At 74.8% G+C, this 15,666-nt stretch carries 16 protein-coding genes; 2 read left to right on the top strand and 14 right to left on the bottom strand.

What is annotated here, in order from left to right; genetic code table 11:
• Window positions 1–28 precede the first annotated feature (28 nt).
• Window positions 29–700 carry an endonuclease gene (locus tag ACZ45Z_RS15065; protein ID WP_468361909.1) on the top strand — a complete coding sequence of 224 codons (672 nt, stop codon included), beginning with the start codon at window positions 29–31 and terminating at the stop codon, window positions 698–700.
• A gap of 98 nt (window positions 701–798) precedes the next feature.
• On the opposite strand, the gene ACZ45Z_RS15060 is transcribed toward ACZ45Z_RS15065, so the two are convergent.
• From ACZ45Z_RS15060 to ACZ45Z_RS15010, 11 genes are all read right to left on the bottom strand, one after another.
• Window positions 799–2,604 (bottom strand): complex I subunit 5 family protein, encoded by a 1,806-nt coding sequence (locus tag ACZ45Z_RS15060; protein ID WP_468361906.1) that lies wholly within the window; start codon window positions 2,602–2,604, stop codon window positions 799–801.
• Window positions 2,601–2,948, bottom strand: coding sequence for a sodium:proton antiporter (locus ACZ45Z_RS15055; protein WP_468361904.1), 348 nt, complete (start codon window positions 2,946–2,948; stop codon window positions 2,601–2,603). Before ACZ45Z_RS15055 ends, ACZ45Z_RS15060 begins: the two co-directional genes overlap by 4 nt.
• Entirely contained in the window at window positions 2,945–3,703 is a 759-nt protein-coding gene (locus ACZ45Z_RS15050) for an MnhB domain-containing protein (RefSeq protein WP_468362357.1), read from the bottom strand. Before ACZ45Z_RS15050 ends, ACZ45Z_RS15055 begins: the two co-directional genes overlap by 4 nt.
• Window positions 3,704–3,705: 2 nt before the next feature.
• A complete protein-coding gene (locus tag ACZ45Z_RS15045) occupies window positions 3,706–3,972 on the bottom strand; it encodes a hydrogenase subunit MbhD domain-containing protein (RefSeq protein WP_468361901.1) in 267 nt (88 codons plus the stop codon).
• On the bottom strand, window positions 3,965–4,456 hold the full coding sequence (locus ACZ45Z_RS15040; protein ID WP_468361898.1) for a monovalent cation/H+ antiporter complex subunit F: 492 nt from the start codon (window positions 4,454–4,456) through the stop codon (window positions 3,965–3,967). The genes ACZ45Z_RS15045 and ACZ45Z_RS15040 overlap by 8 nt, the downstream gene beginning before the upstream one ends.
• A complete protein-coding gene (locus ACZ45Z_RS15035) occupies window positions 4,453–4,629 on the bottom strand; it encodes a hypothetical protein (RefSeq protein ID WP_468361895.1) in 177 nt (58 codons plus the stop codon). Before ACZ45Z_RS15035 ends, ACZ45Z_RS15040 begins: the two co-directional genes overlap by 4 nt.
• A 129-nt stretch (window positions 4,630–4,758) precedes the next feature.
• On the bottom strand, window positions 4,759–7,143 hold the full coding sequence (locus tag ACZ45Z_RS15030; RefSeq protein WP_468361892.1) for a phosphoketolase family protein: 2,385 nt from the start codon (window positions 7,141–7,143) through the stop codon (window positions 4,759–4,761).
• A gap of 10 nt (window positions 7,144–7,153) precedes the next feature.
• Window positions 7,154–8,119 (bottom strand): LLM class F420-dependent oxidoreductase, encoded by a 966-nt coding sequence (locus ACZ45Z_RS15025; protein WP_468361889.1) that lies wholly within the window; start codon window positions 8,117–8,119, stop codon window positions 7,154–7,156.
• A gap of 144 nt (window positions 8,120–8,263) precedes the next feature.
• A complete protein-coding gene (locus tag ACZ45Z_RS15020; RefSeq protein WP_468361886.1) occupies window positions 8,264–8,512 on the bottom strand; it encodes a DUF5133 domain-containing protein in 249 nt (82 codons plus the stop codon).
• 292 nt (window positions 8,513–8,804) lie between these two features.
• Complete coding sequence (locus ACZ45Z_RS15015; protein WP_468361883.1) at window positions 8,805–8,975, bottom strand: hypothetical protein; 171 nt, start codon at window positions 8,973–8,975, stop codon at window positions 8,805–8,807.
• A gap of 174 nt (window positions 8,976–9,149) precedes the next feature.
• Entirely contained in the window at window positions 9,150–10,400 is a 1,251-nt protein-coding gene (locus ACZ45Z_RS15010; RefSeq protein ID WP_468361880.1) for an NAD(P)/FAD-dependent oxidoreductase, read from the bottom strand.
• Window positions 10,401–10,751: 351 nt separating this feature from the next.
• On the opposite strand from ACZ45Z_RS15010, the gene ACZ45Z_RS15005 reads away from it, so the two are divergent.
• Entirely contained in the window at window positions 10,752–11,318 is a 567-nt protein-coding gene (locus tag ACZ45Z_RS15005; protein ID WP_468361877.1) for an HPP family protein, read from the top strand.
• Window positions 11,319–11,354: 36 nt separating this feature from the next.
• Here the strand turns inward: ACZ45Z_RS15005 and ACZ45Z_RS15000 are convergent, their stop codons facing one another.
• The 3 genes from ACZ45Z_RS15000 to ACZ45Z_RS14990 are packed head-to-tail and all read right to left on the bottom strand — an operon-like array spanning window position 11,355 to window position 15,663.
• Window positions 11,355–12,578 (bottom strand): type III PLP-dependent enzyme, encoded by a 1,224-nt coding sequence (locus ACZ45Z_RS15000; RefSeq protein ID WP_468361874.1) that lies wholly within the window; start codon window positions 12,576–12,578, stop codon window positions 11,355–11,357.
• Window positions 12,575–14,371, bottom strand: a complete 1,797-nt coding sequence (locus tag ACZ45Z_RS14995) for an IucA/IucC family protein (RefSeq protein WP_468361871.1) — start codon at window positions 14,369–14,371, stop codon at window positions 12,575–12,577. The genes ACZ45Z_RS15000 and ACZ45Z_RS14995 overlap by 4 nt, the downstream gene beginning before the upstream one ends.
• Window positions 14,359–15,663, bottom strand: a complete 1,305-nt coding sequence (locus ACZ45Z_RS14990) for an MFS transporter (RefSeq protein ID WP_468361868.1) — start codon at window positions 15,661–15,663, stop codon at window positions 14,359–14,361. The genes ACZ45Z_RS14995 and ACZ45Z_RS14990 overlap by 13 nt, the downstream gene beginning before the upstream one ends.
• Window positions 15,664–15,666 lie beyond the last annotated feature (3 nt).

The following is a 15,666-nucleotide window of genomic DNA, read 5'->3' as shown; positions in this document are numbered from 1 at the left end:
ACGGGCGAGCCGGAAGGGAAGGTTCACCATGGTCGGAACGTCTACCGGCAGGCAGTCCGGCAGGCAGAAGGACGTCGCCCGGGCGCTGCTGGACAAGCACGGCCGGACGTATTGCGCCGAAGCCGGTATCCGGCTGCGGGACACTCCGCAGCCGCTGTACCAGGCGTTGCTCCTGTCCGTGCTGCTCAGTGCCCGCATTCGCGCCTCGGTCGCGGTCGCGGCGGCCCGGGCCCTGTTCGACGTGGGCCTGCGCACCCCGCGCCGGATGGCGGACGCGACCTGGCAGCAGCGCGTCGACGCCCTGGGCGAGGGCGGCTACCGGCGCTACGACGAGCGCACCGCGACCCAGCTCGGCGACGGCGCCGAACTGATCCAGGACAAGTACGGCGGTGACCTGCGGCGCCTGCGGGACGCGGCGGGCGGGGACGTGGGGGCGCTGCGCGAGGCCCTCCAGGAGGTGCCCGGCCTCGGTCCCGCCGGCGCGGACATCTTCCTCAGGGAGGTGCAGGAGGTCTGGCCCGGCCTCGCCCCCCGCATCGACGCCAAGGCCCTCCAGGGCGCGCAGCGGCTGGGCCTGCCGGACGACAGCGGCAAGCTGGCCCGGCTGGTCGGGAAGGGCGAGGCGGCGGCCTTCGCCTCGGCGCTCGTCCGGGCGGCCCTGGACAAGTCGGTCGTCGAGGACGTGCTGGCGGACAAGTAACTCCGTCCGCCGTCCGGAGGGCCGGACAGCCGGTCGGCCGGTCGGCCGATCCCGCCCGGCGTGGCAGGCCCGTGGACGGCCCGCCGTGCCGCCCCGCCTCACCCGACCAGGGCCGCCAGCAGGGTGATGCCCGCCAGGAACCAGGCGATGTAGTCGCCCACATGGCCGGAGTGCAGGCGGCGCAGCGGAACGGTCCACCGGGCGGGCTCGTGGCGTGGCGGGCGGTGCACGGCCAGCAGGGCCACGCCCGCGGCCAGGGCGGTGGCCAGCAGACCCCACAGGACGCCGGCCGCCGACCAGTGCGGCGGGGGAGTGGGCGGCGGCGGTGCGGTGGCGCCGCGCAGTACGGCGGTGGCGTATCCGGTGTGGTCGGCGAAGGCGTCGGCGGCCTCGCCGACGGCACGCCGCAGACCGGGCACCAGCCCCACCGCGAGCGCCCCGGCGAGCAGCACCGCCGGCACGGTGAGCATGGTGTCCGGGATGCGGGAGAGCAGCCCGCCGCGGGTCTCCGGCTCCTCCCGCCGGCCGGTCGTCTCCCCGGGCGCGCCGGCCGGACGGGGGCCCAGCCCCAGGAACACCCGCGCCGCGACGCGCAGGACCGCGCCGCCGGTGGCCGCCGACACTAGGACGAACAGCGCCACCGTCCAGCCGCCGGCCGCCTCTTCGGTGACGGCCTTGCCCAGCGCGGTGCCGAACGGCGGCAGCCCGGCGAGGGCCAGCCCGCCGAGGGTGAACAGCGCGCCCACCGCCGTCAGTCCGCGCCCCCGGCCGTGGAGCTGATGCTCGTCCACGCTGCCGAACCGGTCCAGGAGGATGCCCACGCAGGCGAACAGCGCCGCCTTCACGCCCGCGTGGGCCAGGACGTAGAGGAGGACGCCACCCACGCCCTGCGGCGTGAGCGCCGCGAGCCCCACGAGGAACAGTCCGGTGTGCGCGACGGTGGAATAGGCCAGCAGCCGTTTGAGGTGACGCTGCAACAGGCACATCACCGCGCCCAGCACGGCGGTCAGCGCGCCCAGTGCCAGCAGCGCGCGGTGCGCGTCGGGCGCCGGGACGCCGCCGGAACCGGCGAACACCGTCCAGTAGACCCGGGCCGCGCCGTACAGGCCCAGCTCCACCATCACCCCCGACATCAGCATGCACACCGGCGTCGGGGCCACCGCGTGCGCGTCGGCGAGCCAGAAATGGAAGGGCACCGCCGCGGCCTTGACCAGCAGGCCGGTCAGCACGAGGACGAAGGCGGCGGTCACCAGGGCGTCCGGGCCGCCCGGGCGGGCATCGAGGCGTACGCCGATCTGGGCGAGGCCGAGTTCGCCGGTCCGGGCGTACAGCAGGCCGACGCCCAGCAGCATGGCGTACCCGCCGACCGAGTTGACCAGACCGAAGACCAGGCCGCCCTGCACCGCGCGGGCCGCCTCGACGCGGTAGCCGGTCAGCGCGTACGCGACGACGCTCATCAGCTCGAAGAAGACGAACGCGTTGAACAGGTCGCCGGTCAGCGCGAATCCGCACATGCCGCCCTGGAAGAGCAGCACCAGCGCCGGGAAGGAACCCGCGTGACCGGCCGGTGGCTCGTCGAAATACCGCCAGGCGTAGGCGAGGGCGGCCAGCACCAGCAGGGAGGCCAGCGCGGCGGTACCCAGCCCGACGCGGTCGCCGACGAGCACGATGCCCACGCCCGCCCCGCCGTGCGGCCGCCAGCCGCCCAGCCACTCGGCGGGCCGCCCGCCGCCCGCCGGCGACCCGGCGAGCGCGAGCAGGGCCGCCGCCGCACCGGCTCCGGAGAACAGGCACCCCAGCACCTCGGCCGCGTACCGCGGCAGCCGCCGGCCCGCGCCGACCAGCACCGCCGCCCCCAGCAGCGGCCCGGCCACGATGAGCGGCAGCGTCCGTTCGACGTTCACCCCCGCAGCTCCGACAGCTCGTCGGGGTCCACGGTCCGGTGCCGTTTGGCGATCTGGATGACCAGCGAGAGCAGCAGCGCGGTGACGGTCGCCCCGATCACGACATCGGTGAGGACCAGGGCCTGCACGACCGGGTCGACGACGGCCCGGGTGCCGGGCCGGAGGTCGGAGAAGACGGGGGCGGTGGCGCCCGCGCGGTAGCCGACCGCGAGCAGCAGCACGTACGTCGAGGACTGGCACACCGCCAGACAGCCCACGGCGTGGATGAGGTTGCGGCTGGTGGCCAGGCCGTAGCAGCCGGCCAGGAACAGCCAGCCCGCCACCAGGAACGGCAGCACGCTCACGGCACGGCCCCCTCTTCCGCGTCCGCCTCGTCGTCGCCGCTCACGATCTCGACGGCCTGGTCCAGGAAGCGGGCCAGCAGCACGACGACCCCGGACGCCACCTCGACACCGATGGCGGCGTTGAGCAGCGGCACGGTGCCGCCGGAGGAGAGGGTGTCGAAGGTGCCGTGAGGCAGCCGGTTGGCGAGGAAGGCGGAGCCGGCCACCAGCGCGCCGGCGCCCACCAGGAGGTAGGCCGCCTCGCCGGCCGCGTCGGCGACCTCGTAGGCGCCGATCGGCCGGATCCGTTCCAGGGCGCGGTAGTCCACGGCGATGTAGAGCAGATGCAGCGCCGTCGCGACCACCACCCCGCCCTGGAAGCCGCCGCCGGGGCTGAGCTGGCCGTGCGCGACGATGTACAGGCCGATCAGCAGCGTGACGGGCAGGGCGAGCAGCGCGTAGCGGCGCACCGGCCGGGCGACCCGGGCGGGCCGGGGCGGCAGCCGGTCCTCGTCGCGGGTCTGCCGCAGCAGGACGACGGTGCCCAGCACGGCGCCGAACAGGATCGTCTCCTCGCCGAGCGTGTCGAACGCCCGCTGGTCGAAGTTGACGGAGGCGACGGCGTTGGCGGTCCGCCGGTCCAGCGCGGCCCGTACGGCCCGGTCGCCGTAGGGGTGCCAGGACCCGCCGAAGCGGGGCAGGGCGAAGCAGGCGGTGGCGAACAGAACGGCCGTCCCCAGCCCGCCGAGGGCCAGCACCCAGCGCCGCAGCGTCATGTTCACCGGTCCTCCCCGCGGCGCCTCTCGCGTGCCCTGCGGCGCACCTTGCGCACGGACAGCAGCATCATCAGCGGGGTCAGCGCGGAGCCGACCGCCAGTTGGGACAGCGCCACATCGGGCGCCTGGAGCAGCAGGAACAACAGGGCGAGGGACAGGCCGAGGAGGGACAGCGTGAAGGACTGGCGCACCGGATCGCGCACCAGCACCGCCGTGGTCCCCGCCACGGCCACCAGGACGAGGGCGGCGAGCAGCGGCGGGTCAGTCATCGCGTGTCCCGTCCGCGGCCGCGTCCGGGGCGTGCTCCGCGGCGCCCGCGGCGGTGACACCCCGCGCGGCGACCCGGCTGCCCAGCACCAGCAGCACCCCGATGACGAGCAGCTTCATCGACGCGCGGCCGGCGCCGGTGACCACGCACAGGGGCAGCACGACCAGCGGCACCGCGGCGTAGCACACCAGCGTCAGCGCGCGTACGAGGCGGGCCCGCGGCGGGGCGGCGGCCAACTCGTCGGCGAGCAGCCGCACATAGAGCAACGTGCCGGCGGGTCCGAGCACCGCGAGCATCAGGGCCGCGTCGGCGTAGGAGGGCCGGTCGAAGCCCTGGGCCAGCAGCAGGAAGACCAGGGCGAGCAGCGTCGTCACGGCGTTCTGCGCGGGGATCCGGCGCCACACCGGGCCGCCGGCCGCACCCCACCCGGCGGGGGCGGCACCGCACACCAGCAGCGCCGTGCCCGCCGCGGTCCAGCCGTTCACCGGTCGCCGACCGCGCGCCTCGCCCCGCGGGCCGCGCAGGCGGCGAGGAGAGCGCAGGCGACGCCGACCGGCCACTCCAGTGTGCCGACGTCGCTGATCAGTACGAGCCACAGGCCCGTCAACACCGCCCACCAGCCGACGAGTTCGGCGCCCGCCGCGATCCACTGACGCATCTGGCCACCTCCTGACCGCCCGGGTACCCCGGCCTCAGGCTCACATGCGGGGCCGGGGCGGCCCGGTCACCGCGCCGCGCGTTACTCCGACGGGCGGCAGCGGCGGCCCCTACCGCCCCGCCGGCGACGTCATCCGGTCCACGTCCAGTCGGCGACCTCGGGCAGGTCGGTGCCGTGCTCGCGGATCCAGGCGTGGTGGCGGGTACGGACGTCCGCCATCGCCTGGCGCAGCGCCACGGCGCGCACCCCGAGGCCCGGAACCCGGTCGATGACGTCCATCACCAGGCGGTACCGGTCGAGATCGTTGCGGACGACCATGTCGAAGGGCGTGGTGGTGGTGCCCTCCTCCTTGTAGCCGCGCACATGCAGATGGGGGTGCCCGGCGCGGCGGTAGCCGAGCCGGTGGATCAGCCAGGGATAGCCGTGGTAGGCGAAGACGACCGGCTTGTCCCGGGTGAACAGCGCGTCGTACTCCGCGTCCGGCATGCCGTGCGGATGCTCCCCCGACGGCAGCAGCCGCGCCATGTCGACGACGTTGACCACCCGCACCGCCAGCTCCGGCAGATGACGGCGCAGCAGGTCCGCGGCGGCCATCGTCTCCAGGGTGGGCACGTCCCCGGCGCAGGCCAGCACCACATCGGGGTCGCGGCTGCCGTCCTCGGTGCCCGCCCACTCCCAGACGCCGGCCCCGCGCGCGCAGTGGGCGCGGGCCTGGTCGAGCGTCAGCCAGTCGAAGCCCGGCTGCTTGCCGGCCACGATCACATTGACGTAGTCGCGGCTGCGCAGCGCGTGATCGGCCACCGACAGCAGGGTGTTGGCGTCCGGCGGGAGGTAGACCCGCACCACCTCGGGGCTCTTGTTGAGGACGTGGTCGACGAAGCCGGGGTCCTGGTGGGAGAAGCCGTTGTGGTCCTGGCGCCAGACGTGCGAGGTGAGCAGGTAGTTCAGCGAGGCGATGGGCCGCCGCCAGGGCAACCGCCGGGAGGTCCGCAGCCATTTGATGTGCTGGTTGACCATCGAGTCGACGATATGGGCGAACGCCTCGTAACTGGAGAACAGCCCGTGGCGCCCGGTGAGCAGATAGCCCTCCAGCCAGCCCTGGCACAGATGCTCGGAGAGCACCTCCATCACCCGGCCGTCCCGCGCGAGGTGCTCGTCGGTGCCGAGGGTTTCCGCCTGCCACGCCTTGCCGGTCGCCTCGTAGAGGTCCTGGAGGCGGTTGGAGGCGGTCTCGTCGGGGCCGACGACGCGGAAGTCGCGGCGCTCGGCGGTGGCTTCCATGACGGCTTCCAGCAGGCCGCCGAGGACCCGGGTCGGTTCGTGCGTCAGGGTGCCGGGCTTGTCGACCTCCACCGCGTGCCGCTCCAGCGGCGGCATCGGCAGATCCCGCAGCAGCAGACCGCCGTTGGCGTGCGGCGAGGCGCCCAGCCGCCGCGCCCCCTCGGGCACCCGGGCCAGCACCTGGGGGCGCGGCCGGCCCGCCGCGTCGAACAGCTCCTCCGGCCGGTAGGAGCGCAGCCACGCCTCCAGTTGCCGAAGGTGAGCGGGATTCTCGCGCACCTCGGACAACGGGACCTGGTGCGCGCGCCAGGTGCCCTCCACGGGCTGCCCGTCGACCTCGTGCGGACCGGTCCACCCCTTGGGCGTACGCAGCACGATCATCGGCCAGCGCGGCCGCTCGGTGGAGCCCCGCTCGCGGGCCCGGGACCGGAGGTCGGCGATCCGGTCCAGGCAGGTGTCCATGGCGGCGGCCAGGGCCTGGTGGACGGCCGCCGGGTCGTCGCCGCCGACGAAGACCGGGTCGTGGCCGTAGCCGCGCAGCAGCGCGGCCAGCTCCTCCTCGGGGATACGGGCCAGCACGGTCGGGTTGGCGATCTTGTAGCCGTTGAGATGCAGGATCGGCAGGACGGCGCCGTCGTGCACCGGATCCAGGAACTTGGTGGCGTGCCAGGAGGCGGCGAGCGGGCCCGTCTCCGCCTCGCCGTCACCGACGACGCAGGCGACGAGCAGGTCCGGATTGTCGAACGCCGCCCCGTAGGCGTGGGTGAGGGAGTAGCCCAGCTCGCCGCCCTCGTGGATCGAGCCGGGCGTCTCCGGTGCGACGTGGCTGGGAATGCCGCCGGGGAAGGAGAACTGCCGGAACAGCCGCTCCATGCCCGCCCGGTCCCGGCTGACGTCCGGATACGTCTCGGAGTAGGTGCCCTCCAGCCAGGAGTTGGCGACGACGGCGGGACCGCCGTGGCCGGGACCCCAGACGCACAGGGCGTCCAGGTCGCGGGCCGCGATGACGCGGTTGAGGTGGGTGTGGACGAGGTTGAGGCCGGGCGAGGTGCCCCAGTGGCCCAGCAGACGCGGCTTGATGTGCTCGGGGCGCAGCGGCTCTGCCAGCAGCGGGTTGGCCATCAGATAGATCTGGCCGACCGAGAGGTAGTTGGCGGCGCGCCAGTGGGCGTCGAGCTCCTCCAGCTCCGCCGCGTCCAGGGGGTTCGCCGCCGCTGTTCCGGCGTCGCGCATGCTCATCTCCTCACAGATCGCGCAGCGTGGGCAGCAGTTTGTTCTCCGCCCAGTCCAGGAACGGCTGCTGGTGGCCGCCGCCGACCTGGACAAGGGCGATCTCGGTGAACCCCGCGTCGACGTAGGGGCGTACCGCCTCGACGAAACGGCCGACATCGTCGCCGCAGGGGATGGCCTCGGCGACGTCCTCCCGCCGCACGGTCTCGGTGGCCTGGGCGAACCCGGCCGGCCCCGGCAGCTCCGCGTTGACCCGCCAGCCGCCGAGTGCCCAGCGGAACTGGTCGTGGGCCCGCTCGACGGCGGCCTCGCGGTCGGGGTCGTAGCAGACGGGAAGCTGGCCGATACGCGGCTTGCCCGCGCCGCCGTGCCGGTCGAAGGAGGCCAGCAGTCCGCTCTTGGGCTCGGTGGCGATCACCGCGTCCGCGAGCCGGCCGGCGATCTCGCAGGACCGCTCACCCGAGACGGCCACGCCGATCGGCGGCGGATCGTCGGGCAGGTCCCACAGCTTGGCGTGCTCCACGTCGAAGTGGGTGCCGCGAAAGCTCACCGAGTCCCCGCCGAACAGGGCACGGATGATCTCCAGGGCCTCTTCCAGCATCTCCAGCCGCACCGGCGCGGCGGGCCAGCCGCGGCCCACCACATGCTCGTTGAGGTTCTCGCCCGAGCCGAGGCCGAGCCGGAAGCGCCCTTCGGAGAGCGACTGCATGGTCGCGGCCTTCTGGGCGACCACCGCGGGGTGGTACCGCGTCGTCGGGCACGTCACGTACGTCATCAAGGGGATGCGGGACGTCGCTTGCGCGGCGGCGCCCAGCACGCTCCAGGCGTAGGGGGAATGGCCCTGGGAGGCGAGCCAGGGAAAGTAGTGGTCGGAGGTGACCGAGAAGTCGAAGCCGGCGCGCTCGGCGCCGACCACGTGGCTCACCAGCTCACGGGGGCCGGCCTGCTCGGTCATCATCGTGTAGCCGAATTGCACCATTGAATACCCCTAGCCGTTCGTCCTCCTGCGAAACCCGCGGACCGAGAAGCGCGGACCGCGAAACGCCGCCCCGCGAAACCCGCGGCGCGGCGGTCCGGGCACCACGGCGCGCGGGAGCCGGCGGGACGGGTGGCCGCTGCGCGGTCAGCGTTCGGTCTTCCGGGCGGCCATGTCGCGGGGCCGCGAGACGTTCCGGGACGAGCCGAGGTAGCTCTCCGCCGCGATGATCGCCTCACGGGCGGTGCGGCGGCCCATCAGCACGCACAGGGTGTACGCGACGTCCTCCAGCCGGCGCCGCCGCTCGGCGTCGTGCGGCTTGGCCAGCACCAGGCGTTCCCAGGCGCGGTAGCGGCGTAGCAGCGAGGCGAGCACCCTCTTGTCCGGCAGCAGCATGCGGTCCTCTCCCGACGTCAGCCCGGATGACCGGGACGGCAGTACCGGCGTGCGGTGGGCGCGGCCGAACCGGGGCGCTTGCGGCGGACGTGGCGGGACGAGGCGACCGGCAAGCCGATCGCGCGCCGTCCGCGGCGCCGTCATCACTCACCCCGCAGGCCGGGCGGCACGGGCGCGCCGTCCGGCGGGCCCTGCCCGCACTGTTAGGCCGGGCGGCATACCCACCTTGCGCCGGGCACGCCCCGCGTGCAACCGGACGCGGGCCGCGCCGCGCGGCCGTCAGCCGTGCAGGTCAGTCCGGCGGTTCGGGGGCGGGATGGTCGCCCGGTACGGCGCCGGGCGGCTCCTGGGGAGCCTGGTCGGGCTCCTCCCGTTCCGGCTCGGGCTGGTGCGGGTCGCGCGGTAGGGGCTTCGGCTCGTTCGGTTCGGGTTCGGGTGCGTCGGGTCCGGGTCGCGTCGTCATGTGCTGCCGCCTTTCGGTCCTCGTGTTCGTGCCGGCTTCGGTCCTCGTGTCCGTGCCGGCCGCATGTGTGCCGTGTCCGACCGGTGCGTCCGGTACGCGACGTCCGGCCTCCTGGCCGCCTGCCCCGGGCTCGCCCCCGTAAAAGAGGCAAGATCACATTCCTGCCCGCCCGCGTCACGCGGCCGGGCCGGCGCCCTCCTCGACCTCGGTCAGCGGCACCGCCGGATCGGCCAGTCGGTCCGGGTCGACCCGGCGCCCGCCCGTCACCAGGTCCCGGATCGGGTCGGTGACATCCCAGACGTTGACGTTCATCCCGGCCAGCACCCGGCCGTCGGAGAGCCAGAAGGCGATGAACTCGCGGGCGCCGGTGTCACCGCGGAAGACCACCCGGTCGTAGCCGCCCGGTGCGGCGTACCCGGTGTACTCCATGCCCAGGTCGTACTGGTCGGTGAAGAAGTACGGCAGCCGGTCGTAGCGCACGTCCTGGCCCAGCATCGCCTTGGCCGCGGTCCGCGGCTGGTGGAGGGCGTTGGCCCAGTGCTCGACGCGCACGTGCGTCTCCAGCAGCGGATGGTAGGCGTTGGCCACGTCGCCGGCGGCGTGGATGTCGGGATGCGAGGAACACAGCCGCGCGTCGACACGGACGCCGTTGTCCACCTCCAGACCCGCCGCGGCCGCCGGTCCGACGCGGGGTGCGACGCCCACGCCGACGATCACGGCGTCCGCCCCGACGCGCTCCCCGCCGGCCAGGAGCACCCCGTCCGCCCGCCCGGCGGCGCCGGTGATCCGCGCGATCCGGGCGCCGCAGCGGACATCGACACCGTGGGCGGTGTGCAGGTCGGCGAAGACCTGCGCGGCCTCCCGGCCGAGCACGGCCAGCAGCGGCAGCTCGGCCGCCTCCAGCAGCGTCACCTCGACGCCCGCGGCGCGCGCCGCGGCCGTGGTCTCCAGCCCGATCCAGCCGCCGCCGACCACCACGACGCGGGTGGCGGACCGGAACGTCTCCTTCAGGACGTCGCTGTCCGCCAGATCCCGCAGATAGTGGACGCCCTCCAGCTCCGCGCCCGGCACCTGGAGCGGGCGCGGGGCGGCGCCGGTGGCCAGCAGCAGCTTGGCGTAGGGCAGCTCGCCGCCGTCGGCGAGGGTCAGCCGGTGCGCGGCGGGGTCGATCGCGGTGACCTCGCTGTTCCGGCGCAGCTCGACGTCGTGCTCGTCGTACCAGTGGGGCGGGTGGACGTAGACCTTCTCCAGCTCGGTCGTGCCCATCAGATAGCCCTTGGACAGGGGCGGGCGCTCGTAGGGACGCTCGCGCTCGGCGCCCAGCAGGACGACCGGCCCGTCGAAGCCCTCCGCGCGCAGCGTCTCCGCCGCCTTCGCGCCGGCCAGGCCCGCCCCGGCGATGACGAATGGTGCGTTCCGTTCCATGTCCCGCTCAGCTCCTTCGTTCCCCCGCGTCGAGGCCCCCGGCCGCGCGGTCGCACCGGACCCGCGCGCGTGCAGACCATCAAGTACCCGCTGGGCGGCCGGGCGGGTACCGCCAATGGGGTTGCCGCCCCCCCGGCCCGCGCCTGTCCGGCCACCGGACACTTCGGCGGGGCGCCGCACCGCGGACGCTACGATGCGAACGGACTGCGCGGCCTGTACCTGGGCGGATGCGTACGGTCGGACCTCCGTCGACCACGGGGGTGTGCTTGTGGATGTCGTCCGCAGAGCTTGGACCTCTCCACCTGAAGCCCACCTTCGCCGGCCGCGCGCCGGCACCGTCCGGAAGTACCCATGAGCACCGACCACGCCCCCTCGCAGACCACCGCCCGCAGGCCCCGGACGTCCGCCCGCCGCCTGCCCGCGCCCCGGCCGCTCGCCGGGCGCGCGCCCGCGCCGCCCTCGCCGGCGGCGGCGCTGCACATCTTCAGCGCGGCGACGGCGGTGCTGCTCGGCCTGGTCGCGATCGGCGCGCTGATCCACGAGGCGGTGCTGATACCGCCGCTGGCCGCGAGCGCCGCGCTGGTGCACAGCGCCCCGGCGCTGCCCCTGTCCCAGCCGCGCAGCGTGATCGGCGGGCATCTGCTCTGCGCCCTGATCGGCTACGGCGTCCTGGCCGCCTTCGGACACTCCCCGTGGGCCGCCGCCGTCGCCGGCAGCCTCGCGCTGGCCACCACGATGCTCGCCCGCACCCCGCATTCCCCCGCCTGCGCCACCGCCGTCATCGTCGTCCTCCAGGGACCCGAGCCGCTGCGCTTCCTCAGCACGCTGCTCGGCGCGTCCTTCCTGCTGGTGATGGCCGGCTACGCCGCCTCCCGGGCCCGGCGCGCCGCCGTGCCCTACCCCTCGTACTGGTGGTGAGCGCGCCCCGCAGCCGAGCCGGCGGGGCGGGCATGGTCAGGCGTCGTCCCCGGGCGCGCCGAGGAAGTGGAAGCCCGGGCGCGGGTGCATCAGGAAGTCGTGGTGCGAGATGTTCCAGGCGTACGCCCCGGCCATCGAGAACACCACCCGGTCGCCGGCCCGCAGCCCGTGGGCCGGCACACCGCGCGCCAGGACGTCCTTGGGGGTGCAGAGCTGGCCGGTGACGGTGACCCGCTCGCCCCGCGCCTCCGGGCGCGGCCAGGCGTGCGGCCACGGCTCGTCCGAGCGCAGCAGCTCGCAGGGCTGGTCGTGGCCCTTGGTCGCGGGGGTGCGCAGATGGTGGGTACCGCCGCGGACCACGGCGAACTCCTCGCCGTGACTGTGCTTCACATCCAGCACCTCGGTGGCGTACCAGCCGCAGTACGCGGTCAGCGCCCGGCCCGGCTCGATGCGCAGCGTGAGCGAGGGATGCGCCGCGGTGAGCCGCTCCAGACCGGCGCCGAACGCCGCCCAGTCGAAGCGGGCGTGCGGATCGGCGTAGTCGACGGCCATGCCGCCGCCGACGGTCACCTCCGGCAGGGCGACGCGGTGCCGCTCGGCGAGCCGCACCGCCCAGGCCACGATGGAGGCGGACACCGCGAGCTGCTCGGGCGCCGCCAGGCCGCTCGCCAGGTGCGCGTGGACGCCCCGCAGTTCGAGGTGGGGGTAGCGGCCGTCGGTGAGCAGCGCCACGACCTCACCGGCCTGGTCGGGGTCCAGCCCGAAGGGTGTGGGACGGCCGCCCATCGCCAGCGCGCTGCCGTCCAGCGCACCGCCGTCGACGGGCAGGTTGAAGCGGGCCAGCACCGCGATCCGGCGCCCGGGGGCGAGCCGGTCGGCCAGGCTCGCGAGCAGGTGGATGTCCTGCACGCTCTCGACGTGGAAGCGCTCCACGCCGCACTCCAGCGCCTGGGCGATCTCCGCGGGGGTCTTGCCCGGCCCGCCGAACGCCAGCGGCGAGCCCGGTACGGCCTTGCCGACGTGGGCCAGTTCGCCGCCCGAGGAGACCTCGTAGCCGTCGACGTACGGGCGCAGCGCGGTGAGGATCTCCGGCTCCGGATTGGCCTTCGCCGCGTAGTACAGCTCCACGCGGGCCGGCAGCGCGGCCCGCACCGCGGCCAGGTGCTCGCCGAGCGCGGTCAGGTCGTAGAGGTACGCCGGGAGTTCCTCGGGGCCCAGCGCGAGGGCGCGGGTGCGGACCGCGGGGGTCAGGGTGGTCATCGTGCGCTCCAGGGGGTGGTGTCGTCGGTGCGCCCGGCGCCCGACAGGACGGCCTCGGCCAGCGGCGAGGGCAGCAGGACGTAGCCCGCCTCACGGTCGGCCTTGCGCTCCCAGCGGGTGAGCAGATTGGCCTTGGCGGGCAGCGGGACGCCGGCCAGCAGGGCGGCCAGCCGCGGCGGGCGGCCGTAGCGGTCGGCGTGCGCTTCGAGGGTGCGCCGCACCTGCGCCCACAAAGCGGCCTCGGTGCCCGGATGCAGGTCGGCGAGCGCCGCGAGCAGCTCGGCGACGTGGTTGACCAGCAGGCAGTACACGACCCGGTCCCAGCCGCGCCGCGCGTCGTACGTCATCGGCGCCGCGACCGCCTCGGGCAGCGAGGCCAGCAGGGCGGCATGGTGCTCGGGGACGAGCTTGGTGCCCTCCAGGTCGCGGAAGAGGACCTGGGCGGGCATGCCGTCACCGTCCACGCAGACCAGGACGTTCTGCAGGTGCGGCTCCAGGACGACGCCGTGGTCGAAGTAGGCGGCGAGCACCGGCGGAAGCAGCAGGTCGAGGTAGGCCGCCCACCACGCCAGGGCGTCGCCGGGCCCCGCGCCGTCCAGGAGCCGGGAGATGTGGGCGTCGCTGTTGGGGTACTCGTCGGCGACGGCCGCCGCCAGCAGCGGGGTGGTGCCGGGCAGCAGCCGCTGCGCCAGCCCCTCGCGGACGATGACGCCGAACCCTTCGAGCAGCTCGGTGTCCGGCTCCCCGCCCGGCCCGGGCAGGGCGAGGCTGCGGTAGGCCGGCTCGCGCAGCACCGCGCTGCCGGGGAAGCGGGCCGCGAGGTCGGCGAGCACCGGCTCCAGCAGCCGGGTCAGCGCCACGGCGCCCGACAGCTCGTAACTGGAGTTCTTGCGCAGGCAGTTGGTGATCCGCACGTTCAGGCTGAACTTGAGGAACGCCTCGCCGTCGTAGAGCGTGCGCACCGACGCGGTCGCCGCGAACGGGCGCCGGCTGGTGCCCAGGACACGGATGTCGTCGCGGTCCAGCGCCGCCCGCAGGCCCGGGTGGTCGCTCAGCAGCTCGTACTGCCAGGGGTGGACGGGCAGCAGCCGGTAGCCGTCCGGGACGTCGGCCTCCAGCGCGTCCAGTGGGTCCGTGGCGCCGGGGGCGGCCGACTCCTCGGCGATCAGCTCCTCGCGCACCGCGAGCAGCAGCAGCGGGAAGGAGGCGCCGGTCTCGGGAGCGTAGGACTGCCAGGACGCGGGGTCGCCGGTACGGGCCTTGGGGGTCGGGTGGAAGCGGTGGCCGAGGATCAGGGACTGCTCGGACGCCAGGTAGGCGGCGAGCTGGTCGGTGTTGGTGTTGGCGTCGGCGTCGGCGGAACCGGCCGGGCCCGCCGCGTCACGGGCGACGAGCGCGGCGGCGACGGCCTGGTGGCTGGAGGCGATCTGCTCCAGGAACTCCTCGTTGCGCACACCGGTGCGCAGGGACAGTTCGGCGTGCGCGTACTCGGCCAGCCGGCGCCAGCCGACCTCGGCCCAGCCGCCGTCCGCGCACTCCTCGGTCACCGGGCCGGTGAAGCGGTGCGCGCCCAGCAGGGACGTGCGGCGCAGCGGGACGCGCAGCAGCACGCCCCGGCGCGGCAGCCTGATCAGCAGATGGCCCAGGTCCACGGCGGTCTGGTGCTCGGGTCCGGAGACCTCGCGCAGCAGGCAGTTGAGCAGGGTGTGCGCCACGGCCTGGTCGGCGGTGGGCGGGCCGGCGGGGGCGGTAGGGGCCGGGACGGTGCCGGGGGAATTGGTCAGCGGGGGCATCGAGGGCTCCTGCGGGTGCGGGGGAGACGGGGGAGCAGAGCGGGGGCGGTGGTCGCGAGCACGGCGGCCACGGCTATCGCGGTGCCGGTCAGGACGGGTGCGGCCGGGCCGAACCAGTCGTTGCCGGCCGCGGCGGCCACGCCGGCGGCGACCGCGCCGGCCTTGGAGAAGAACTCGATCGAGCCGAACAGCCCGCCGGGGGCGCGGCCCTTGGCGCAGTCGGCGGCCAGCACGGACAGGCAGACCAGTCCGAGGGTGAGCCCGGCGCCGAGCACCAGGCGTACGGCGATGAAGGCGGTCAGCGAGTCGGCCACGCCGTGACCGGCCAGGCCGAGCGCGATCCCGGCGAAGCCGAGCGCGATCCCGAGCCGGGGGCGGGTGTGGAAGACGGCGTGCACCGCTATCGCGGCGACCAGGTAGCACATGTGCGGCAGGGCGAACAGGACACCGGACACCATCGGGCCGGTCCCCGGTATCCGCTCCTTGATCAGGGAGATCAGGTACGGGAAGGAGATGACGGTGGAGAAGACGAACGCGAACTCCAGCGCGTACAGGGCCCGCAGGGAGGCGGCCGGGGCGCGCTCCGCGCCTCCGGCGGACTCCGCCGTCGCGGCCCTGGCCACCTCCGAGGTTTCCGCGGCCTCGAACTCCGCGGCGGCCGGGTTCCGGCGCCCCGCGGCCTTCGGCGGCTCGGGCAGCGCCGCGAGCATCACGGCGGCGGTCAGCGGCAGCACGGCCAGCAGGGCGTACTGGCGGTGCGGCGACAGCCACGGCGTCAGTGCCCCCACGACGATCGGCGCGAAGACCAGCGCCGCCCGCGCGCTGCCCTGCATCAGCGTCAGCGCCCGCGACAGGGCCTGGCCTTCCAGGGCCGCGCCGAGGTAGCCGTTGGAGGCGGCGAAGGTGCCCCCGAGGATGCCCTGGAGCACCAGGGCGGTGGCGAACATGCCGAGCGAGTCGGCCCAGCCGGCCAGCAGGAACGCGAAGGCCAGGCCCAACTGGGCCCGCAGCAGCAGCCGTTTGCGGCCGAAGCGGTCGGCGAGCCGCCCCCACAGCGGGGCTCCGACGGCGCCGAAGATGGTGGGCACGATGTACATCAGACCGGCCCAGCGGGCGGCGCCGTCACCCAGCTCGGGCAGGATCTCCGTGAGATACGGCGGCAGCCCGAGGGCGGCGAACGACGCGACGAAGTAGCAGCCGGCCACGGCGTGCACCTGGCGGCGGGCGAGGCCGGGGCGGACCTTGGTCTCGACGGTGGCCGGCGCGACCGGGTGTGACGTGGCGGTTTTCATCGG

This window comes from Streptomyces sp. NPDC031210 (assembly GCF_055570395.1).
This window is presented reverse-complemented; position numbering and strand designations above follow the sequence as displayed.

Excerpts from the sequence above, each read along its gene's own strand:
- ACZ45Z_RS14995 (WP_468361871.1), bottom strand. The coding sequence starts at position 14,371 with ATGCCCCCGCTGACCAATTCCCCCGGCACCGTCCCGGCCCCTACCGCC.
- ACZ45Z_RS15015 (WP_468361883.1), bottom strand. The coding sequence starts at position 8,975 with ATGACGACGCGACCCGGACCCGACGCACCCGAACCCGAACCGAACGAG.
- ACZ45Z_RS15065 (WP_468361909.1), top strand. The coding sequence starts at position 29 with ATGGTCGGAACGTCTACCGGCAGGCAGTCCGGCAGGCAGAAGGACGTC.
- ACZ45Z_RS14990 (WP_468361868.1), bottom strand. The coding sequence starts at position 15,663 with ATGAAAACCGCCACGTCACACCCGGTCGCGCCGGCCACCGTCGAGACC.
- ACZ45Z_RS15035 (WP_468361895.1), bottom strand. The coding sequence starts at position 4,629 with ATGCGTCAGTGGATCGCGGCGGGCGCCGAACTCGTCGGCTGGTGGGCG.
- ACZ45Z_RS15020 (WP_468361886.1), bottom strand. The coding sequence starts at position 8,512 with ATGCTGCTGCCGGACAAGAGGGTGCTCGCCTCGCTGCTACGCCGCTAC.
- ACZ45Z_RS15030 (WP_468361892.1), bottom strand. The coding sequence starts at position 7,143 with ATGCGCGACGCCGGAACAGCGGCGGCGAACCCCCTGGACGCGGCGGAG.
- ACZ45Z_RS15005 (WP_468361877.1), top strand. The coding sequence starts at position 10,752 with ATGAGCACCGACCACGCCCCCTCGCAGACCACCGCCCGCAGGCCCCGG.
- ACZ45Z_RS15050 (WP_468362357.1), bottom strand. The coding sequence starts at position 3,703 with ATGACGCTGCGGCGCTGGGTGCTGGCCCTCGGCGGGCTGGGGACGGCC.
- ACZ45Z_RS15045 (WP_468361901.1), bottom strand. The coding sequence starts at position 3,972 with ATGACTGACCCGCCGCTGCTCGCCGCCCTCGTCCTGGTGGCCGTGGCG.
- ACZ45Z_RS15010 (WP_468361880.1), bottom strand. The coding sequence starts at position 10,400 with ATGGAACGGAACGCACCATTCGTCATCGCCGGGGCGGGCCTGGCCGGC.
- ACZ45Z_RS15000 (WP_468361874.1), bottom strand. The coding sequence starts at position 12,578 with ATGACCACCCTGACCCCCGCGGTCCGCACCCGCGCCCTCGCGCTGGGC.
- ACZ45Z_RS15025 (WP_468361889.1), bottom strand. The coding sequence starts at position 8,119 with ATGGTGCAATTCGGCTACACGATGATGACCGAGCAGGCCGGCCCCCGT.